Here is a 20,122-nt window from a genome sequence, read left to right as displayed (position 1 = left end):
GCGTGTTGTGCGGTCGTGCTGGGGCCAATGTGCTGCGACTGAGAATGATTGTCAATTGATCTGAATCATGACGACCAAATTTGAGCGGATTGCGGCGGAATGTCACAGCCCTGGCGAACGGGGGATGCGGCTACCTCCGTCGTCGATGCCTTTCTTCACGCGGTGGGAGGATGCGGTGCTGCGAATGGGGTGGCTGCTGATCGCCGGGGGCGCGGTCCTTTGGGCTGGTGCTGCCGCGGCGGAGATGGGCATGCGCGTGCTGGCCTTCACCGATCCGGCGGACGGCGGCATGGCCCGCGCGGTGGTCTGGTATCCGACGGACGCGCCGGAAACGCCGGTGCGGCGCGGCCCCTTCACGTTCCGGGTGGCGGAGGGCGGGCCGGTGGCCGAGGGGCGCCACCCGCTGGTGGTTGTGTCCCACGGGTCCGGGGGAAGCGCTTTCGGCCACGCGGACACCGCCATGGCTCTGGCCCGGCGGGGCTATGTGGTCGCGACGGTCCATCACCGGGGCAACGCCTTCGACGACGACCGGGACGCCGGCACGGAACGGATGTGGCGGAACCGCCCGGCCCAGCTTTCCGCCGCGCTCGATCACGTTCTGGCAGACCCGGATCTGGCCGGCCGGCTCGACGGCGAACGCGTCGGCGCGCTCGGCTTCTCGGCCGGCGGTTACACGGTTCTGGTGGCCGCCGGCGGGGTGGCTGAGCTGGGACGCATCGCCGCCCATTGCCACACCCCGCCCGCCGGTGAGCGCTTCTGCCATCTTGGGAACGAGGAGACGCAGGCTCGTGTCGAGGCGCGCGACCGGCGCATCCGTGCCGCCGTCCTGATGGCGCCGGTCGGCGTTCCTTTCTCCAAGGACGGCCTCGCCGGGGTGACGATTCCCATCCGCCTGTACCGGGCGGAGCAGGACGAGCAGATCGCGGCTTCCCAGGTCGAGGGCCTGCGTGACCGGTTGCCCGTGCCACCCGAATACGACGTCGTGCGCGATGCCGGGCACTTCGCCTTCATGATGCCGGTGCCGGCGCCCCTTGCGCCGGAGCTCGGGCCGCCCGCCTGGGACCCGCCGGGCTTCGACCGCGCGGCCTTTCACGAGCGGCTCAACGCGGAGATCGCCGATTTCTTCGACCGCGCTCTTGCAATCGAACGCCAGGGGCGCTAGCCCCTCGGCATGAGCGACTCATCCGACACTTCGTCCGCCCGTCCGTTGCCGGCGCACACCCCCCTGGGGCAGACCATCTATCTGGCGCCCGAGGGCTTCGTTCAGGACCTCGTGGCCGAACTGGGCGACGTGGCGGCGGTGGAGGACCGGCTGGTCTTCGCCGACGGGCCGGCGCGTTCCGCCGCCTGGGCCCAGAACATCTGGCACGACCCGGTGCGAATCGAGTTCGCGTCGATCAAGGAGGGCGCGCGGGCCCTGCGCTCCATCCAGCGCAACTGGGCGCTCTGGACGCTGCGCCATCACCGCCGGGCCAGCCTGATCCAGGACAACCTGCCCCATGTCTCGGCCAAGCCGGTGGTCTTCCCGTCGCCGCTGCCGACCGCCCCGCTGGGCTCCTGGACGCTGCTGGATGAGAACACCATCGTCGCGGCGGCGCGCTGTTCCAGCCCCTACCGCCACGGCGAGGTCACCTTCGTCGAGAACCGGACGGTGCCGCCCAACCGCGCCTATCTGAAGCTGTGGGAAGCGCTGACCCTGTTCGGCGAACAGCCGGGGCCGGGCGACCGCTGCATCGACCTCGGCGCCTGCCCCGGCGGCTGGAGCTGGGTGCTTCACGAGCTGGGCGCCAGCGTGGTCAGCGTCGACAAGGCGCCGCTCGATCCGGCCATCGCCGCCCTGCCGCGCATCGAGTTCCGCCAGGAGAGCGCCTTCGGCCTGAAGCCGCAGGACGTCGGGCCGGTGGATTGGCTGTGCTGCGACGTGATCTGCTACCCCACGCGCCTGCTGCGGCTGGTGAATCAGTGGATGGAGAGCGGGCTGGCCAAGCGCTTCATCTGCACGCTGAAGTTCCAGGCCGAGACGGACCACGAGACGGCCCGCGCCTTCGCCGCGATCCCCGGCGGGCGGGTGCTGCACCTGAACCACAACAAGCACGAGCTGACCTGGATGTGGCCGGCGGCTCCCGTCTGAGCGCGGCTACGCCCGGCGCAGGGCCAGCTCCAGTGCGGGTTTGAGGATCGAGGCGGCGCCGTAGCCGATCTCCACCACCTCCTCCGCGCGGTCGAACTCCAGGATGCCGATGTGGGCGAGGCGTGGCGCGATGAGCACGTCGGGCGGCTCGCCGGCCAGACGGGAGCGGGTGATGCGGTCCTGCATGATGTCGATCGACCCGGCCATCACGTCCATCACATTGGGCGGGACGTTGGAAGCCGGGGGGCGCGTCAGCTGGTCGGCGAGGAAGCGCGTGCGCGCCGCCGGACGCCGTCCCATCCAGGAGGCGATCTGCGAGGTCAGGGTGGAGAAGACGGGCGAGGTCGCATCCCCCGCCGGGGCCATCGCCACTTCCGGCACGGGCTGGGCCTGCTGCATCTGGGCTTCCTGCATCTGGGCCGGCTTCGCCTCCGCCGCCTTGCGCAGCTTTGCGGCGCCGCGACCCGAGGGGCGGCTCAGCGGCGACAATTCGCTGTTCAGGTTGACGGCGATCACCACGTCCGCGCCCAGCGCGCGGCAGAGCGACACCGGCACCGGGTTGACCAGCGCGCCGTCCACCAGCCAATGGTCGTCGCGCCGCACCGCCGGAAACAGGCCGGGCATGGCGGCCGACGCCTGCACCGCGCTGAGCATCGGCCCGTCGCGCAGCCAGATCTCCCGCCCGGTGCCGAGGTCGGTGGCGACCGCGGCGAAGGGCTTGCGCAGCTGATCGATGGTGACTTCGGTGCGGTGGTTGCGGAAGCGGTCGAAGGTGCGGTCGGCGGCCAGCAGCCCGCCGCGGCGGAAGGTCAGGTCGATGATGCCGAGCATGCCGAGCCAGCCCATGCTCTGCGCCCAGGCCTGCAACTCGTCCAGCTGGTCCGTCAGGTAGGCCGCGCCGACCACCGCGCCGATGGAGGTTCCGCAGATCACGTCGGGTTCGACCCCGATCTCCTCCAGCGCGCGCAGAACGCCGATGTGCGCCCAGCCGCGCGCCGCCCCGCTGCCCAGGGCCAGTCCGATCTTCAGTCCGCTCACCGCCAGCACCTCATGTCTTGTGGGCTTGGTCAGGCTTGTCCGGCGCCGACGCGTCGATGGGTGTCCAAAAGGATTTGGGGCATCGGACCGTCGGTGGAAACCCTTCCATCCGGGGGACGCGGGACGCGCCCGGAGCCCTCCTCATGGGGGATGCCGAAAATTGTACCCGCTTTTGCCCTCTATTTGACTTGCATCAGTTTTTCTTCCGATTACCTGTGGCATTGCGATGGATGAAAGAGTTTCCGGGCGACGTTAACCAAACATCAACTGGAAGCGTCCAATGTCGCTCTCAACACGGACAGTCAGGGATGGCGGAGGTTGCCATGGCCCAGGATCTCAAGAGTTTCAAGAAGGATTGGCAGCGCTGGTCGGCGGCGGAGAAGCTGACGGCGGTGGCCATCCTGATCGTCGCCGCGGTCGCGCTGGGCGGCCCGGTGACCATTCTGTTCTGATGTGCTACGGGTGACCGGCGTATCCCGTCTCCTCACAGGAGGGAGGCGAGGGCCGCGATCCCAAACACTCCCAGCACCGCACCCGAGACGCGGTTGATCCACAGCATGGCGGCGGGCGTGACCCGGCGCCGGAGCGCCCCGACCGAGGCGCTGAGCCCCAACCACCACATCGCCGACCCGGTGAAGACGCCCGCCACGAGCAGGGCGGCCACGCCGGTGCTGCTCCCGTCGCCCGCCGACACGCCCAGCCCGCCGAACACCGCGGCGAAGCTGAGGATGGTCGCCGGATTGGCGAGGGTCAGCGCGAAGGTGGAGGCGTAGGCTCCGGCCAGACCACCGCCGCCGCGGGCGTCCGCGGCGCGCTCCGCCGGACGGGCGCGCAGGGTGCTCCAGCCCAGCCACAGCAGCATCAGCCCGCCGACCAGCTTCAGCGCCACCTGCGCGCCCAGGAGCGCGTCGGTGACCAGAACCACCCCGAAGCCGGCGATGGCGCCATAGACCGCGTCCGCGCTGGCCGCGCCGAGTCCGCTGACGAAGCCATGCGCCGGCCCGTCGGCCAGGGTGCGCCGGATGCACAGAAGCCCGATCGGCCCGACCGGGGCCGCGATGCTGAATCCGATGATCAGGCCCTTCAGCAGGGCGGGCAGCGTGTCCATGGCGGGTGCTCCGGGTGGCTCAATCTGAAGCGATGGGAAGGATCGGCGTTTCCTTGACCGAGGAGAGCGCGATCACGGTGTGGGAGCGCACGACGCCGGGCAGGGCCTTCAGCCGGTCGGACAGGAAGCGCTCCAGCGCCTCCGTGTCGGCCACGCGCACCTTGAGCAGATAGGACCAGTCCCCGGTGACGTGGTGGCACTCCTGAACCGCCGGCGTGGCGCGCATGGCGTCGCGGAAGGGCGCGTCATGCTCCGGACGGTCGAGCAGCACTTCGACGAAGGCCAGCACATCAAGGCCGGCGGCCTTGGGCGACAGCCGCGCCCCCCAACCCTGGATCACGCCGTTGGCCTGCAGCTTCTTCAGCCGCTCGTTCACGGCGGACACCGAGAGTCCGGCCGCCGTCCCGATGTCGGCGTAGGAAGCGCGTCCGTCCTGCTGGATGTGCGCAATGATTTTGCGGTCTGTATCGTCCATAGCCGCAATAATTGCTGATCATACAGGTGATGACAAGTCAATTTTCGGATCAGTCGCCCATCCGGCGGAAATCCGGCTTGCCGGCGCCGCAGCGTGGGCAGAACCAATCCGCCGGCAAATCCTGAAAGGCGGTGGCCGCCGGCGCGCCGTGCTCCGGGTCGCCGTCGCGGGGGTGATACTCGTAGCCGGGGCAGTCACCGCCGCCGCACCGCCAGATTTCGGACAGGCGCGGGTCCTCGGCCCGCGTGGGGCGGACGAACAGGGCGAGGATAACGGCGGGGATCAGGCGCAAGGCGCCACGCCGCTGAAGGGGGCGGGGAAGAGTGGGCATGGCGGAGAGCATCCGGCGGATCGAGGTGCCGCACTATGCCCCGCGATCCTTTGCGGGATGATGACGGTCGTGGAGCGAAAGGAAACGAAGGGGAGCGGGTCAGCGCCGCCGCGGCGTCTTGCCCTTGAGATGGGCGCGCTGGAGCTTCGCGCCGGCCAGATCCGCCCCATCCAGGTCGGCGTTCTCCAGATCGGCGTCGGTCAGGTTCGCCTGAACCATGCGGGAGTCGGTCAGCATGGCCTGCCGCAGGTCGGCGCCCATCAGATTGGCGGCCCAGGAGCGGCCGGTGGGACGCCCGCTGGGGTCCTTGATCTCGGCGGGGCCAAGGTTGACCCGCGTCAGGTCGGCCCCGGCCAGCCGGGCGAAGCTGAGGTTGGCGCCGGACAGGTCGGCCCCCATCAGGTTCGCGCGCTCCAGATTGGCGCCGGACAGGTCGGCCATCATCAGCCGGGCGCCGGTCAGCGCCGCGTCGGACAGGTTGGCGCCGCGCAGCGAGGCCGCGCTGAGATTGACGCCGCGCAGGTCGGCGCGGCTGAGGTCGGTCCCATCCAGTTCGGCGCGCTCGCCACGCTGGCCGACGCTGTCGATCCAACGCTCATGGTCGAAGATCGCCCTCTGGATTTCCGATCCCATGCTGTCGATCGGGCGGGTCAGACAGGCGGAGCCGAGCTTGGCCTGCGAGAGGTCGCAATCGACCATCCGTGTGCCGACCAGATCGGCGTTGTCGAAGGTGCAGCCGTCGAGCAGGGCGCCGGTCAGGTTGGCCCCGTTCAGCCGCGCGCCCGACAGGTTGGCGTCGGTCAGCACCGCGCCGGTCAGATCGGCGTTCTGAAGCACCGCCCCGCACAGGTCGGCTTCCGTCAGGTTGGCACAGGCCAGCACGGCGCCGGTCAGGTCGGTCGGAATGCCGCCCTCCGCCGTGGCGCCGCCCTGAAGGCGGGCCAGGGCGGTCCGGTGGGTTTGCCGGGTGGCTTCGGCGTCCTGGGCGTCTGGATGAGCGTCCGGGCCTGTGCCACGGCGGGCGCCGCCGCCCGGTTCCAGCGTTCCGGCGCGCAGATCGGCACCGCGCAGGTTGGCGTTCGAGAAATCGGCGGAGCGCAGCCGGGCACCGCGCAGATCCGTCTGCATGAGATTGGCGCGCGTGATGTCCGCATCGCGCAGATCCACGCCGAACAGGTCGGCGCCGGCCAGATTGGTGCCGCTGAGCCGGCAGCGCGCCAGCTTCGCCCCGACCAGCCGGGCGCCGCGCAGGTCCCGCTGGGCCAAGTCGGCGCCCTCCAGGTCGGCAAGCGCCAGATTGGCGCGTGCACCGCCCGGCTGGCCCTTGATCCAACGGGCGTGCCGGTCCAGCACCTCGGCCAACTGATCGGGCCGAAGATAGGAGGGTGCCGGCGCAGGGGCTGTGGCGACGGGGGGCACGGGCAGGATTCTGACGGGAGTTGTTTTCGCTATCCAAACTATGGGGGTAGATTCCTTACCGAAGGCTAAACGGTAAAGGTCGCGGCACTACCCCTTATGGTTGCCGTTTTTTACCCTGACCTTGTCACGATCGGTTCCAGTGTGAGACTCGGGCGAATCGGAAGCGCGGTGCGCTGTGTTTCAGCGCTGTAACGCACCCGTCGCCTTGCTGGCCATCGCACGGCCGCCCTGGCAAGCCCAGGAAACACGGGCCTTTTAAAGACATTAACCATTGGTTTCTTGACAGAAGCGGGGGCTCTGCCGCCAAAAGTCATCGGACAAAAAGGGGGTGCTCTGCGCGCAGCCCCGTTCGGGACCCCATGGAGGCATGATGACCGAGGCCAAATTCCAACCGACCCCAGCAGCCAAGCTCGGCCGGAGGGAACTGTTGCGCATCGGTCTGGCGACGGCTGCCGCCGGGATGGTGATGGCCCCGGAGGTGTCGGAGGCGGCGTTGCGCGCCCCTCCGCGGCAATTGGTCCTGCTCAACCTCCACACTGGCGAGCGGGTGCGGGCGGAATACTGGTCCAAGGGCCGCTACCAGCGCGACGGCCTGCGCGAAATCAACCACCTCCTGCGCGACCACCGTACCGGTGCGGTGCATCCCATCGACCCGAAGCTTCTGGACCTGCTGCACGCCCTGACCCGCAAGGTCGGCAGCAAGACGCCGGTTCACATCATCTCCGGCTACCGCTCCCCCGAATCCAACGCGTGGCTGCGTGAACAGGACGGCAGCGGCGTCGCCCAGAACAGCTTCCACATGCAGGGCAAGGCCATCGACCTGCGGGTGCCCGGCCTGCCGTTGCGCACCCTGCAACGCGCGGCGCTCAGCCTGCGCGGGGGCGGGGTGGGCTATTATCCAGAGAGCAATTTCGTCCATGTGGACGTCGGTCCGAAGCGCCAGTGGGCATCCTGACCGGCCCTCCGTGAGGAAACGAAAAAGCCCCCGCCGGTCGGACGGGGGCTTTTTCTTTGGCGGAACTGTATGTAGACGCTAATGTATCATCTTATTTTCTCTGTAGACCATTGATCTTTAATACAAGAAAGTAGAGAGCGGCCCTTAAAGTATCATCCTTATTCCGATACGGAGCCTCTTCGGTGGAGCTTGGTTTTTCGTGAAAGTGTCATCTTGATTGGCCCGTGCCTCATGAGCAATTTGGCCTTATGGATGCCCAGCTTAGGCTGGCTTGAACACGCGTTCGACGGTCGCATTGCCTCTGATGACGCGCAGCTCATAATCGTTGCGAAATTGACTCCTGCGCATTGCTAGCTGTTCTGGAGTAACCGCAAGCTCGAATCCAGCTGGATCAAGCCAATGAGTAGTGTCGCCACTGATAACCGGAATTACGGCATAGCACCCACGTTTGCCCAGCGTACCGGTTAGCTGAGCTCCGAATTCTACGCGGGCAGTGGTACTGCTTTCCTCCCGCGGGAAGCTCTGTTGCCACGCCAGAAATCGCTGTGGGTCGATCCGGCTTTCGGCGTCAGCATCCTCGAGTTCCTCTTCCAGCCATTTTTCGAACTCGCGGCGGCGCATCGCAGCATCCTCGCGCGTCTGCTCCAAGCCTTGCGAGAGGCAGAATGCGACAAAGGGATCATTTGTACCCCAGCGCAGCAACTCGCGCGCCCAGAAGCCGAACCAGGGTAGTCCGGTAGTTTCCTTCCAGTCGGCGAGGCTCGGCGTCGTCAGCGCATCCGGGGCGCCATCCGACCAAGCTTGAGCGACCACTGCGCCGATCGCAACGCCGAGCCGGAATTCGAGATTGTCTGTCACGAACCTTTGCCACGCCCGCAGATCCTGAGGTTCGGGATGTTCGGCATCCGGAGCATTCATCCACCAGCCAAGCACCGTAGTCCAGGTCTCGAGAAGGCGTCGGTCCTGCGCGGTTTCGCGAACTCTGAACCCGAAACCCCGATCATCCTGCAGCAGCGCACCGATTGCCTCGTAGACGGCAAGGCGGCCTGCCGCATCCCGATCGCCGTAGTCGTCGGCCCTGCGAATTACCTCCAGGATCGCCCCGGCCACCATTTCAAAGCGTCGGCCGACGAAGGGCGGAAATCCGTAATGGTAGAGGCGCTTTCGCTCTTTGGGGTCCGGATAGAGCTTTTCGATCAGACCGGTTCCGCGAACAATGAAGGCGTCGGTTAGCCAACCCTCGCGCGCAGCCGCCGCCGCAGTAAAGGTCCGGCCCCACAGGTCGCGCAAGAGCTCTTCGGCGCGCGAAGGCGTGATCGCCGCGTCCTCGATCCGAGCGACCTCTTCGAGTGCGGTCAGCAGCACGCTGTCGAGTTCATCCATCGCATCGGCCAGCCGTGACCGGTGATCGGTCGCGCCTGTGCCTGCCTCGGCGCTGACTGCCGCTGGCGCAGTCTCTTCCAGCCACGCCATGAAGGCTTCGGGGGTAACGCCAAGCAACTGGTTCGCCTGCTGCCATATTCTTTGCAGTAACAAATCTAGCGGACTCTCCGCCGTGTCTGCGTCGCGCTCCTCGATCACCAGCGCTTGACGCAAACGGTCGTAATCCTGACTTTGCTCCCGCATCTGCCGGCGTTGCACGGCGATCTTCGTCCGCGCCGACGTGGCGATCTGCGTCGGAAGTGCGACTAGCGTCATTCCCTCGATCCCGTGTGCTGCACCTGGCCGGCCTGCCCGGCCGGCAAGGTTGCGGAACTCCGCTGTCGTGAGAGGCGCGACGACCGGCTTCTCCTCTACCGGATCCCAAGACCGCCGCTTGAGTGAGGTCAAGAAGATCAAGTCGAATGGCAGATTCACACCTTCGGTCAGCGTTGCCGTCGCCACTGTGATGGGGCAAATTTTTCGGTCGATCATTTCAACCATCAAGCGCCGCAGACGCTGTGGCATCTGGCCATGGCTGGTCGCAATTCCCCGTTCCAGAAGAAAGAGTTCAAACGACTCCAATCCACAATAGTCGCGGCAGGCGGCCCGGGCCTCGTCGAACCGGGCGCGGAGGTCGCCCTCTGGCGGCGTAAACTTGACGATATTGGCCCATGGCCCGAGTTCGAGTGCCACCTTGTACCAGCGCATGGTGAGTTCCGGTTCCTGCGCGACCGAGATTAGGATCCGCTGCTCTTCCTCGGCGAAATGCAACGCGGTCCACAGAACGCTCAAGGAGTTGAATCGGTTGAGGCTGTTGCGCCATTCCGCCGGCAGTTGAGGCATCGCTGCATGGCGCAGCGGGATATAAACCGGATCCTCCTCGCCCCGCACATAGAGCGGGCGACCGTTCATCAGATCGAGCAGGATCCGGCCTGGCGTGCCCGGGGTTGTCTCCAGCACGCCGATCACCTGCCTCGTGCTGCGATACCGAACGCCGACCGGCTCTGCATCAGGGCGCCCTTCGATCCAACGCGCGACCGGCCCGGCCGCGCCGCCGGCGACCGCCGTCAGCGCGATCCGGACAACGTCGGGCCGCTGCGCCAAAATGCGCGAGACGAGGCTCTCTAGCCGGAGCGCCCGATTGCTGTGGTCTGAAAAACTGATGCGGGTGGCCTCATTGGCTTCAGGGACGACCTGATGGGCCTCGTCTATAATCAGCAAAGTCATTCGCGCCGTGAGCAGCGACCCCAGATAGCGCAGCAGTGCCTCGGCCTTTTCAACCGTCACGATCAGCACCACGGGCTGCTCGCTCGTGAGCCAATAATCGGTGATGCCCCAGTCGGCGCCACCATAAAGTCCAGTGACGATGACATCGCCACGCAATTCGGCGCTGAGCTTGGCCTCGACCTCGCCAGCCAGTGCGCGCGAAGGCACGAGATAAAGAGCAAGCGCCCCTAACAGGCCGTCCTGCTCGCGCAGCAGCAATTCCTTCACAAGCGCAAGATTCGCCACTAGCGTCTTGCCCGACCCCGTGGGTGTGCACAGCGCGAAGGATGACTTCTGCACAAGGCGATCCAGACCATGCAACTGCGAAGTCCACAGGATGCCCCGACCACGACTAAACTGGTCGCGTCCATAACGGATGAGTTTGTTTGCTCTTTCAGGTCGCAGTACCGCGAGCGCCCTGAGCGGCTTGTAAATCGTCGCTGCCGCATAACCGTCCGCCACCTCTCGGATCAACCCGACCACTAGCGCGGCGTCCTCACTGAGCATCCGGTTCGCCATGTGGTCGAGCGCGTGCAACTTCTTCATCGCGATCTCGAGCCGGTCATCGTCACCGCGCCTCAGGCAATCGGCCACTAGTCCGAGGCATCGCACTAAGTCGACGCTGAAGGCGCGCGCGATGCCGCTCTCCTTATCCTCTTCCGCATCTTCGCTGTCCTCCCTCCCTGCGCTCCCAGTGCGCATGGCACTGATCAGGGCGCGTCCCGCCTCACGTCCCCAAAGCTCAGAATGACTGCGCCAGAAGCGCACCGCCCGTCGCAGCACCAAGTCGAAATTCGCCTGGAGGAATGCCGCATAGAGCAGCACGCCGTCCTCCTCAGACTCGACCAGTTGCAACAGTCCCGAGGCCATCGCGGGCAATCCGCCCAGTTGATAAGCCGCCGCCGCCAGGAGCTCGATGGGGACGACCAGCCGCGTTTTGTCCGACGCACGCGACAACCATTCGAGGATCTCGCCAGTGCGGCGGAAACAATCCGTGGCCCGCGCTGAATCACCGCCTTCGATCGCGCGAAAGATATGGGCGGCATGCAGGAGACGACGCGCATCATTGAGCTGCCGCGCTGAATCGCGTTCGCTCCACTGGATTGTCGGCACCAGCCAGGTCGATTGCAGGCACCGCACATAAGCCCGAGCCTGCGGGCGTGTCAGTTCATTCTCGATGCCGAGCTCCCGTCGGACCTGTTCCGCAGCCGCCAGCCGTTCCTCATCACGTGCCGGCATAAGCATCCTCCCAGAGCGAAGAATAAAGCGCCGAGATCAAGGCCTCACCGCCATCGAGAATGACTTCCACGACCTGCAGGTCGTTGCCGGCCGTGTAGTCGGCGGGCACTTCCTCATGATCGATCAGGACCATGCCCTTCTTCCGGCGCTTCGCGCCATCGCCGGCAATGAGGATCAGATCGGTCCGCGGCGGTGGTGGCGCTACGCCCAGCACTGCGCGATCGATCGAGTAGATCGCAGAGGCGTGGCCCATTGGATCGCGATGTTCGAGCAGGCGCTGGAGTTGACGGAGGCCCCACGGAATCGGCGAATCCCGGTTGACCCCAAACCAGATGCCCCGACCATTGTGCTCGCTAACACCGGTCTCCTTGTTCTTGACCTTCTCCCCGTACAGCAACTCCGCGAGCGCGGAGTCGGTCAGCGACTTGCGCCACTTGGCCTCGCCGACGATCACGCGGACCACCTCCCCGAAACGATTTAGCGAGATGCCAATAAAATCAGTGCCATGGCGGCCGTAAATTTCGCGCTTGCGTTCGCGATCGAACTTCAGCGCCCAGAGATAATTTTCCACATCCTCATGCTTGCGGAACAAGAAGATGGGCACCCTCCACGCGTGGCCGCCCACAAACTCCTCCTGATAGGCCTCGGTGACCAGCCCGGCCATCACCTCGCCGAACAGGCCACGCTTGGCCTTGTCCGGCAGGCAATTGGGATAGGCGATATCCAACGTGCCGCCCGCGTCGGGATGAAGGTTGATGCCGATCTGGTTGTCAAAATATTCGCGGGCGTCGCGATGGGCCGACTCGAAATAGGGACGCAGCGCGTTGATCAGCGCGTCATCAATCTCGCTTTTCTGTTCGAGCAGCAAATGACCATAAACGCCCGCATGAATTGTCCCATTGGGGTCAAGCCAGACATTGAGCGCGTCTTTAGGTGGCGGGCAATTGTGCATTGTTCCTGCTTACTGTATCGATTTCTCTTGCAAAAGGATGCTAAAAACTTGCGCAATCATCCACGTCGGATGATTACGCCATGTCAGAACCACCATAGGAGGTTACACTGGTGACGCATTCTCCTGCAAGAGGGTCTTCTAGGATCTGTTGGTATCTAAATGGAGAAGAGAATTCCAGCATCGGACGAAAACTGATCCAAGGCTCAGCAAAGGGAACTGGCCCTGGATCGGACGGTTTTACGAGGCGACCAATGGACGCAGTTAGCACAGCTTTCTTCTAGGAAAGCTGGCGATCTCGTCTGGTCGGCGGCGGACAACTGCCTGTTCATGCAAGCGGTGCTATGGATCGTGCGCGTGAGAATTGGCGGTGGACGCGGACCACACTGCTGTCTAGCATGTGGGCGTCCTCCTAGCCCGCATCCGGCGCCATGGCCCGCAGTTCCGCGACGACGCGGCCCCAAATCTTGGTCGCCGTCCAGCATTGCAGACGGCGAAAGTGACGGAGAGCTACCGATCCGGGGCAACTCCAGCATTGCCGTCGACATTTGCGGCACTCACCGACCAACATTTGCCCATTGCGTTGAGTGTACAATTCCCCATTTCAAGCCTATGGACAGGCTGTCAACCGAAGCGCGCAGCGCGTTGATGGCGCGAGTGCGTAGCCGAAATACTAGCCCAGAAATCGCGGTCAGGCGGTTGCTGCACAGCATGGGCTATCGGTTTCGCCTGCACCGCAAAAATCTCCCCGGTTCACCAGATTTGATTCTTCCGAAATATATGATTGCTATTTTTGTTCACGGTTGCTTCTGGCACCGTCATGCTGGCTGCCGTCGTTGTTCGACGCCGCGTTCCAATGTTGAATTTTGGGAAGAAAAGTTTCGTCGTAACGTCGCGCGAGATGCGCGTAATACGCAACTTCTTGGGGAACTCGGTTGGCGCACGGTGATAGTCTGGGAATGTGAGACAAAGTCGGTGTCTTATCTCAGGCAGAAGCTGGGTGAGCTTCTAGAGGAGGGCAAGGATGAGAGGTATGATATCTTTTAGGGAGCTTTTGTGGCGGAACTAATGATTCCTGCTGGTCGGCAGAGAGTATTTTATCCCTACGGCTCCGAGCAATTCTATGTTATCCTCAAAAAGGTTGGAGCTGCGCAGCATAGAATGCTGCGCGGCGTATCGGAGTTCATATCTGCTCCGTTGGGTCGTTTTCGAGCATAAACTTTATAACTGGCCAGCAATCGTCTCGTATAACTGATAACTTGCGGCTGCTCGTCAACTCACCTTCATGAACCACTTTATTTATTCCATTCAGGTTATCCTTAAGTTTTTTCATTGCTCCAAGCAACTCAGGAGCATGCTCTTCGGGAAAAAGATCGCTTGCATTACAGACCCAGCTAACCATATGTGACAACTGTGGCTGATACAGCTTTTTCCGATCCTCTTTAACTTCTTTTTCCTTCCTCTCCAGCTCGTCGAAGATAAACTTCTTGACTTCCTTGTATTTTCCAGCGCGCTTCACGTATGTGTTTATAAGCCGCTCCACCGTAACTCTGAATAGCGTTGTCGCCGCGTACGGCTTTGCCAACGGTAGTCCCATCGCCTCTACGACAAGAGCCTTCAACTTGTTGTCATTATGGCAGACAAATACCTCAGGAAAGAGCATTTCCCAGGCTTCGTTGTGGTCACCTTTTTTGGGCTTTTTCTGGCTCTCCTTTACCGATCCATCTTTTTTCGTTTCAGGTTTCGTCCTTCCCTCCCCGGACGGGCGGGTATGAGAATACCTGGAGCTTGATCCTTTCTTCTCGCCTTCGGTGTGGCCTGGGTGATCACGCCCACCACCTGCGGCATCGTCGGTCGACTTATCGCCTTCTGCGCCATTCGCCGCATCGACATACCGAAAATGCCTGTTCTTTTGCCGATACAGGTCAGCATAATCCCTGAGCGTTGGGGCCACTTCTCTTTGGGCACGCTTTTCCAAGCTAATGTCCGTTTTCTTTGAGTCCCAGGGAAGAAGCTTTGGGTCACTGCATATGAAATGCGCCCAGCCGACAAACCCGTTGTATTCGCTATGCCAAACTTTAGTCCATCCGACCTTTTCGGAAAGGTCGGCGATCAGAACTATCCGATCGTTACAGACAATATACCAACCAAATTCCTTCGTGAGGATCTTATTCTTGTCAGCAGAATGGCCAGGCTCACCCGCAAATAAGTACTGCTCATGCACACCCGTTTCGATTTCCACCAAAACGCCTTCGGTCGTATGCAGGAGACGTTTGGAAGATAAAGGCTTAATATCAGGCCTAATTCTTGGGCCGAACTCGCGAATTGATGCGTCGTTTACTCGGATAGTTAATCCCTTGCGAATGCAAAGACCAAAAACCCTTCGAACTTTTTCGCAGAAGTATGCAATCCATTCCGGATCGGCTACGTCAAGAAATGCGTCTTCAGTAATATCGCTAATGACCAAATGATTTGTTTTGCTTCCTGAAGTTGCATCTCGCTCGGCGGGAATAAGAGGAGTTTCTTCGTCCTGTATTTGTTCTTTCGAGAAGGTGAGCTTAAATGATTCCGATCCGGTATCCGTTAATAAACATCCGGAATTTCCTAATTTCCAGAACGCACGAATCAACCCAACACCATATATTCCGATGCTGTATCTCTGCTCGTGTCTTGCTCCTAACCTAAAAGCTTTATCTGCCAGAAGATGTTCTTCCATCCCCTGGCAGTTATCCCTGATTTCAATTCGCTCTTGAGATATCCATATGTCTACGAAGTAACCTTCGTATGAGTCAGGAAGGCCGGTAGGGGATGCTCCCCGCTTCGTTGCGCCGATGTCTCTTCTTGCGGCATCAATAGAATTATCAATGAGGTCAAGGAGGCTATCCGCGGTCGAGATGTCGGATGTCAGAACGTCAAAGACGTAACGCCGCTCCATCCCAAAATTCACGAGAACATTGTCAGACATCGTTCATCCTGCTACGGGAGTCTCTTAAGGCTATGTTCCTCCCTTGTAAACTCGCATGCAACCTTCTGCAACTGTAGGCGATGAGAAATTTGTCTGAGCAGGTACGCCGACACCTTTGGTGAGACACTATTCCCAATCATTCTGAAACTGGTCCACTTTGTTGGGTGAAATAGGTACCAGTCTGGGAATCCTTGCATTCTCGCGGCCTCTCTGACGGTGATGACTCTCGGCTCGGTCGGGTGAATCGGGCGAACAGCTTGGTGGCTGCCCTTTTCTGCCCCCGTACCAGCCCTCAACGTCGGGCAAAGGCCGTTCCACTCCAAGCGCTTGCTTTTGCTCACCTCGCAGGTCTGCCCCGGAGCAAGGGAACCGTACCGAGCCTTTACGGCGTCGGAGTGAACCGTCGCCTCATGCCCTGAGCTTTCTCGATTGCGGAGCCGGGTTAAAGCTTGCTGCGATCCGAGACCGGCCGGCGGCAATTTTCGTGCAGCCAAAGCATACTCCGACAACCTTCTCCCCTGAACGCTGGGGTATTTCGACCAGGAGAAGTCATCGTTATTGGAGGTTAATATGGGGTAGGGGAGATCAGAAATAGCATCTTTAACCGTAAATTTCTGCTGTCCCTCAGGAGGCAAAATATCTTCCATTGTAAATCTATCAACATCATTCGGATTGTATCCAATAACAATGACCCTCCTTCGTGAAGTTGCGGCTCCAAAATCTGATGCGTTTACTATAACTGGATCAAGAACCCGAAATCGCCTTTCCACTGATTGTATGGCCTCTTTCAAAAAGTCAATTTTTCCAGGATCGAGAAGGCCTTCTACATTTTCCATAATGAAAAATTTTGGGTCCAGTAAGGCGATTTGGCGGAAGTAATGACTTATTAGTGAATTGCGCGGGTCTTCCAGATCGTGTTTCCCCATCCGACTGAAACCTTGACAGGGCGGGCCGCCGATGACCCCGTCGGGTCGCGCATCTTTGAGAAGGAAGCGCCATGCCGACTTCTCAAGGCCAGCGATGTCGGCCTGAATCGAATGCGTGTTCGGAAGGTTCAACCGGTATGCCGACTGAAGCGTCTCGTCGATATCGACAGCCACTTGGCAATGGAAGCCGGCCAGTTCAGCTCCCAACCCAAAACCGCCACAACCGCTGAATAAGTCCACAACTGTTTGATTCATCATGCAGATTTCTACGTGTTGCGGGGAGACTCCTCCTTCGATTCTACCATCGAGGTTACCGAAGCGCGACCGGAAAAGCGACGGTCCGCGATTTTTTGTCGTGTCGATCTGTGGGTCCAGCACGATAGGTGCGGAGTGCGAAAGCGTTAGTTAGCAAGCCGCAATCGTCTGGTCGGTCGGGCAGGTAGAAGAGGTGGCACTCGGTGTCGGACAGCGGGTCGTGGATTCGGCTGGTTTTGATACCAGTTGGGCGGTGTGAGCGACCTCGGGATGGGACCTCTCCGACTTTTGCGGCTTGGCAGGAGGGAACTACACAGTCTTCGATGTTTCCGGTTCGAGCCCAAATCGCTCTGCCAATCGCATTGCCCAGGATTTCCAATACCCTTTTTGATCAATCCGCTCACGATGCCGCAGAACTCGCGGGAGGCGGATGCATTCGCAAACGTCTGCGAACGAGTCTCCACTGCTTTCATTCCAACGACCATGGTGATCTACTAAACCATCAAGCAATGTTACGACGTGTTCCTCTATTTTTCGGAATGGTAAGGAACGTGTGTAGCGCAATACCATTGAGGATAATGAAACCCCGCCAGCGTGATCGACGTCCATCAGCACCAGCGGTGGGGAGGCCGGTGGCCAAAGTACGGCAATCAGGCAGGGGCGGCGATGATGACCAGTCACCGAGATGGTGCGACCGCGTTTCAGCGCGCAAAGCGACATCGCCATTTTCACCGTCGGCAGCATCTTGGCCATGATGTGGAGCGCGCCGATCAGAGGTTCCAGTTCGCCCAGGTAATCGGGATCGGCGGGTTCGAGCAGTTGAAACTCGATGGGTGGCAGTGTGGCTCCTGCCTCCTCCTCGCCGACGCTGGCCGCAACGCGAACTCGGCGACGGGCGACGACCTCGGGCGGCGGCTTGCGATCACCGGTCCCTGACTCGTCGCCCTCATCATCGGAGGAACATGTCGGTTCCTTGGCGGTGATCTCGGCCACCTTGGTGATCTCGATCTCGCGGTCGAAGCTGCTGAATTTCGACATCACTGGTAGCGCAGATTGGTGCGCATCAATGCGGCTACCAGTCGCGCGGTGGTCCACGACGTAATCACGGACTTCCCTAACCGGAGGCGGTTCGTCAGTGTCTTCCTGGCGCCCAGTCAGGTTTTTGGGACGAAAACTGACAGCTTTACGCATTGACGGGTGGGAGTAGTGCAGGACGTCGCACGGATGGCGCTTGCCGGTGATGTGCAGGATTTCCAGCACCAGCGCTGTGTTTCCATCACGTTCCCATCGCACGGTCCAGGTGGAGTTCAACAGCGGTGGTGGATGAAAGCTGACGTATTCTTTCCCCTTCGACAAGTTAGCCACGCTGCCCCATGAGCGACGAGCGTCCGGGTTGACCGCGGTCCAAGCGAATTCAGCGACGAAGGGCCGTGTCAGAATTTTGACCGGCATCTTGTCGGTAAAATGGAGATGCAGATCCGAATGGAAACCCGGCAATTCTGGTCGGCAGAGTTCCGTCAAGCCACTGGAATGCATCAGGGCATTCGCCATGGTCTTGTTGTGCACGAACAGGCTTCGGATCAGTTCGATGATCGGAACCAATACCTCAATGCCGTTCACTCGATAGCGGAGTAGGCGCTGAACCTTACGTGTGCGCCCCTTTACTGGGAACAGGTCGGGCGGGATGCACTCGGCGGATACCTCTTCGCCATCTGCGACGTTCGGAATGTGAAACTGGACGACATCGCCATGAAGCACCAGACTGGTCGGATCGCCACCCGAATAGCACCTGCCCAGTGGCAGCACGGACAGCAGGCCGATGGGTAATAGGTGCGTGACCACGTTATCCGATTCGATTCCACGGGTAGCGGCGCGGACCTGCCACCCCTTTTCCGTGTCATCCACGAGTCCAGCCAGCCAGACTAGTTCCAGGTCTTCGCCTAGCTTCTCAAATGCGTCGATTAACGGCATGGGGTGATAGGTCCATTCTGGGGAGTGGTGGCAAGAGCCTGTCGGACCGCAGCTGATACACGCGTCGGCAGTCTGGCGAGACGGTTGACCTTCCAGGCCGGCGCCAATCCCTCCGACCACTCGAGGACCTCCTTAGCCCAGGCGATGCGACGCAGTTGAAAGGCCTCGACACTCTCTGTGTTCGACGCCAGCACGGCCCGCGCTTCAGGCAGCTTGGCCCGGCGCTTTCCTACCCAGCCGGGACGGCCGAGGCGTCGCTCCAGTTCAGCAAGAGTGACCCTTACCGGCGGAACCAGGGAGACGATAGCTTCGGCGGTTTCACGCAGGGCGGTGGCGAGGTCGTGGTCAACAGCCGCCCAGTCAACGCGTGCAGCTGGGAGAGTGCACGAAGCGCTCGCCGGCGAATGGGCGTCCAGCCACGCTCGGTCATGACGGTAGAGCCACGTGTGTTCAGCTGGCAGACGGTGTGCAAGCGCCTTGCGACCAAGCTGCGGCTCCTGGCGCTGAAGATCCAGCCAGCGTTCGCGAATCGCCGGTGCCGGATCACCCTTTGCTGCAGCGCGCGGCCGGACCAATGGGCGCCATGGAGTGTCGATGCCGAGTCTCGTGGCGTGCAGGCGAACGGTGTTCGGGTCCACATTCAAAGCCCTTGCGGTCGCACGCAAGCCTTCCCCCTGGCTCACCAGATCACGCAGTCGATTGGTAAATTCGGTGGTCGCAACGACCCGCCGGGGAGTGGGGTGCGTCACTTTGGGCACGGGGGCGGACCGGTCGAGCAACAATCCGAACAGGATGTGGTGCAGCGGGTGGAAGGCATGGCGATGCTTGCGCACGATGGACGCCAGCCAGGTGGTGTCCACCAGCTCCAGCAAAGCCGAGCACGCAGGCGCGAACACGGCGGCGAAGGCATCGTGCAGATGCAGCTGGTCGACGCGCCCGTTGGCAGAGGCCAAACGGCGATCAATCAGGGCGTGGCGGTAACCAGTGGTCAGATCGGCGGGGTTCACGCCCCACCGGCGACCATCGAGAAGGACGGCGCTACGCTGTGCAATGTCCAGCAGAATAGCCCGACACTTGCGGTCATCTGCCCACACGGGCGATGCAGATTCTGATCCGCACGTCCGATCATCGGCGGCGATGAACTCGTGCTGGTGCCCAAGGGCGGGGACTACACTGCTATCCGCCAAAGGCACCCCATGGTCGGGGCAAACCAGCACTCCAGGAAGCTGATGGACGCGGCGCCAGAAGCGTTCACCCCAGCGGGTGAGGGCATCGGTGTGGCAGGCTGGGCAGTAGCGCAATGCGGGGGCCGCGGAAACCGTGGTGGCCGCGATCCCAAGGCGCAGATGGATGCCGTCGGCCCTTCCATGGATCAAGGCAGCAAGGACGGCGGTGACGACCGTCGGCGGCTGGAATGCAATGTAGTAGGGGAAGAGCGTGAGCTCCGCAGAAAGCCTCTCCGGCGTGAGACCTCGGTCGGGTGGTAGATGACGGCTCAGCGCGCCGAGATGTCCCGGTAGGTCCACCGTCGCTCTTACGTTCCGGTTCCCGAAAAGGTCTTCTAGCGTTCCTTTGGGACTGACCGAGCAGGTGTGGCGGTGATAGCGGGCCAGAAGGCTGTAAAGCAGCTCGTCGGGATAAGGTGCCGGAAAATAGGAAAGCATCGCCGACG

The 20,122-nt window shown here is 61.9% G+C and carries 16 protein-coding genes and 1 pseudogene; 6 read left to right on the top strand and 11 right to left on the bottom strand.

The genetic code is table 11. The features are described 5' to 3' along the window. Positions 1-184 precede the first annotated feature (184 nt). A complete protein-coding gene (locus tag ACWPXE_RS15510; RefSeq protein ID WP_454018782.1) occupies positions 185-1,162 on the top strand; it encodes an alpha/beta hydrolase family protein in 978 nt (325 codons plus the stop codon). 9 nt (positions 1,163-1,171) lie between these two features. Then, complete coding sequence (locus ACWPXE_RS15505; RefSeq protein WP_454018538.1) at positions 1,172-2,131, top strand: SAM-dependent methyltransferase; 960 nt, start codon at positions 1,172-1,174, stop codon at positions 2,129-2,131. Positions 2,132-2,137: 6 nt separating this feature from the next. On the opposite strand, the gene ACWPXE_RS15500 is transcribed toward ACWPXE_RS15505, so the two are convergent. Beyond that, entirely contained in the window at positions 2,138-3,178 is a 1,041-nt protein-coding gene (locus ACWPXE_RS15500) for a patatin-like phospholipase family protein (RefSeq protein WP_454018537.1), read from the bottom strand. Between the two features lie 314 nt (positions 3,179-3,492). Between ACWPXE_RS15500 and ACWPXE_RS15495 the strand changes: the two genes are divergently transcribed. Next, a complete protein-coding gene (locus ACWPXE_RS15495; protein WP_256380053.1) occupies positions 3,493-3,621 on the top strand; it encodes a hypothetical protein in 129 nt (42 codons plus the stop codon). A 32-nt stretch (positions 3,622-3,653) separates the two neighbouring features. On the opposite strand, the gene ACWPXE_RS15490 is transcribed toward ACWPXE_RS15495, so the two are convergent. From ACWPXE_RS15490 to ACWPXE_RS15475, 4 genes are all read right to left on the bottom strand, one after another. Then, positions 3,654-4,277, bottom strand: coding sequence for a LysE family translocator (locus ACWPXE_RS15490; RefSeq protein WP_454018536.1), 624 nt, complete (start codon positions 4,275-4,277; stop codon positions 3,654-3,656). Positions 4,278-4,296: 19 nt separating this feature from the next. Further along, on the bottom strand, positions 4,297-4,752 hold the full coding sequence (locus ACWPXE_RS15485) for an Lrp/AsnC family transcriptional regulator (protein WP_454018535.1): 456 nt from the start codon (positions 4,750-4,752) through the stop codon (positions 4,297-4,299). A gap of 49 nt (positions 4,753-4,801) precedes the next feature. Next, the gene (locus ACWPXE_RS15480; RefSeq protein ID WP_454018534.1) at positions 4,802-5,083 is read right to left on the bottom strand and encodes a rubredoxin; all 282 of its coding nucleotides are present in this window, start codon (positions 5,081-5,083) and stop codon (positions 4,802-4,804) included. A 99-nt stretch (positions 5,084-5,182) separates the two neighbouring features. Further along, positions 5,183-6,502, bottom strand: coding sequence for a pentapeptide repeat-containing protein (locus ACWPXE_RS15475; RefSeq protein ID WP_454018533.1), 1,320 nt, complete (start codon positions 6,500-6,502; stop codon positions 5,183-5,185). A 370-nt stretch (positions 6,503-6,872) separates the two neighbouring features. Between ACWPXE_RS15475 and ACWPXE_RS15470 the strand changes: the two genes are divergently transcribed. Further along, the gene (locus tag ACWPXE_RS15470) at positions 6,873-7,457 is read left to right on the top strand and encodes a DUF882 domain-containing protein (protein ID WP_247887505.1); all 585 of its coding nucleotides are present in this window, start codon (positions 6,873-6,875) and stop codon (positions 7,455-7,457) included. Between the two features lie 261 nt (positions 7,458-7,718). On the opposite strand, the gene ACWPXE_RS15465 is transcribed toward ACWPXE_RS15470, so the two are convergent. Together ACWPXE_RS15465 and ACWPXE_RS15460 are read right to left on the bottom strand one after the other, a co-directional pair. After that, positions 7,719-11,384, bottom strand: a complete 3,666-nt coding sequence (locus tag ACWPXE_RS15465; protein ID WP_454018532.1) for a DEAD/DEAH box helicase — start codon at positions 11,382-11,384, stop codon at positions 7,719-7,721. Then, on the bottom strand, positions 11,371-12,336 hold the full coding sequence (locus ACWPXE_RS15460; protein WP_454018531.1) for a hypothetical protein: 966 nt from the start codon (positions 12,334-12,336) through the stop codon (positions 11,371-11,373). Before ACWPXE_RS15460 ends, ACWPXE_RS15465 begins: the two co-directional genes overlap by 14 nt. Positions 12,337-12,552: 216 nt before the next feature. Here ACWPXE_RS15460 and ACWPXE_RS15455 point away from each other — a divergent pair. Together ACWPXE_RS15455 and ACWPXE_RS15450 are read left to right on the top strand one after the other, a co-directional pair. After that, positions 12,553-12,693, top strand: a pseudogene (locus tag ACWPXE_RS15455) (IS5/IS1182 family transposase); the annotation flags it as partial. A gap of 252 nt (positions 12,694-12,945) precedes the next feature. Beyond that, positions 12,946-13,380: a very short patch repair endonuclease gene (locus ACWPXE_RS15450; RefSeq protein WP_454018530.1), complete on the top strand. Its 435-nt coding sequence runs from the start codon at positions 12,946-12,948 to the stop codon at positions 13,378-13,380. 136 nt (positions 13,381-13,516) lie between these two features. Here ACWPXE_RS15450 and ACWPXE_RS15445 read toward each other — a convergent pair whose 3' ends face one another. From ACWPXE_RS15445 to ACWPXE_RS15430, 4 genes are all read right to left on the bottom strand, one after another. Continuing rightward, complete coding sequence (locus ACWPXE_RS15445) at positions 13,517-15,298, bottom strand: ATP-binding protein (protein WP_454018529.1); 1,782 nt, start codon at positions 15,296-15,298, stop codon at positions 13,517-13,519. A gap of 11 nt (positions 15,299-15,309) precedes the next feature. Further along, positions 15,310-16,482, bottom strand: a complete 1,173-nt coding sequence (locus ACWPXE_RS15440) for a DNA cytosine methyltransferase (protein WP_454018528.1) — start codon at positions 16,480-16,482, stop codon at positions 15,310-15,312. A gap of 306 nt (positions 16,483-16,788) precedes the next feature. After that, a complete protein-coding gene (locus ACWPXE_RS15435) occupies positions 16,789-18,450 on the bottom strand; it encodes a hypothetical protein (protein WP_454018527.1) in 1,662 nt (553 codons plus the stop codon). Continuing rightward, positions 18,441-20,114: a TnsD family Tn7-like transposition protein gene (locus tag ACWPXE_RS15430; RefSeq protein WP_454018526.1), complete on the bottom strand. Its 1,674-nt coding sequence runs from the start codon at positions 20,112-20,114 to the stop codon at positions 18,441-18,443. The genes ACWPXE_RS15435 and ACWPXE_RS15430 overlap by 10 nt, the downstream gene beginning before the upstream one ends. Positions 20,115-20,122 lie beyond the last annotated feature (8 nt).

The organism is Azospirillum sp. Marseille-Q6669 (assembly GCF_965111635.1).
Note: the sequence above shows the minus strand (reverse complement) of the source record. Positions and strands in the feature narration are given on the sequence as shown.

Bases quoted from the DNA above. Each gene is read 5' to 3' on its own strand.
- ACWPXE_RS15510 (WP_454018782.1), top strand. From the start codon at position 185: ATGGGGTGGCTGCTGATCGCCGGGGGCGCGGTCCTTTGGGCTGGTGCT.
- ACWPXE_RS15505 (WP_454018538.1), top strand. From the start codon at position 1,172: ATGAGCGACTCATCCGACACTTCGTCCGCCCGTCCGTTGCCGGCGCAC.
- ACWPXE_RS15495 (WP_256380053.1), top strand. From the start codon at position 3,493: ATGGCCCAGGATCTCAAGAGTTTCAAGAAGGATTGGCAGCGCTGGTCG.
- ACWPXE_RS15490 (WP_454018536.1), bottom strand. From the start codon at position 4,277: ATGGACACGCTGCCCGCCCTGCTGAAGGGCCTGATCATCGGATTCAGC.
- ACWPXE_RS15485 (WP_454018535.1), bottom strand. From the start codon at position 4,752: ATGGACGATACAGACCGCAAAATCATTGCGCACATCCAGCAGGACGGA.
- ACWPXE_RS15480 (WP_454018534.1), bottom strand. From the start codon at position 5,083: ATGCCCACTCTTCCCCGCCCCCTTCAGCGGCGTGGCGCCTTGCGCCTG.
- ACWPXE_RS15470 (WP_247887505.1), top strand. From the start codon at position 6,873: ATGACCGAGGCCAAATTCCAACCGACCCCAGCAGCCAAGCTCGGCCGG.
- ACWPXE_RS15465 (WP_454018532.1), bottom strand. From the start codon at position 11,384: ATGCCGGCACGTGATGAGGAACGGCTGGCGGCTGCGGAACAGGTCCGA.
- ACWPXE_RS15460 (WP_454018531.1), bottom strand. From the start codon at position 12,336: ATGCACAATTGCCCGCCACCTAAAGACGCGCTCAATGTCTGGCTTGAC.
- ACWPXE_RS15450 (WP_454018530.1), top strand. From the start codon at position 12,946: ATGGACAGGCTGTCAACCGAAGCGCGCAGCGCGTTGATGGCGCGAGTG.
- ACWPXE_RS15445 (WP_454018529.1), bottom strand. From the start codon at position 15,298: ATGTCTGACAATGTTCTCGTGAATTTTGGGATGGAGCGGCGTTACGTC.
- ACWPXE_RS15440 (WP_454018528.1), bottom strand. From the start codon at position 16,482: ATGATGAATCAAACAGTTGTGGACTTATTCAGCGGTTGTGGCGGTTTT.
- ACWPXE_RS15435 (WP_454018527.1), bottom strand. From the start codon at position 18,450: ATGCCGTTAATCGACGCATTTGAGAAGCTAGGCGAAGACCTGGAACTA.
- ACWPXE_RS15430 (WP_454018526.1), bottom strand. From the start codon at position 20,114: ATGCTTTCCTATTTTCCGGCACCTTATCCCGACGAGCTGCTTTACAGC.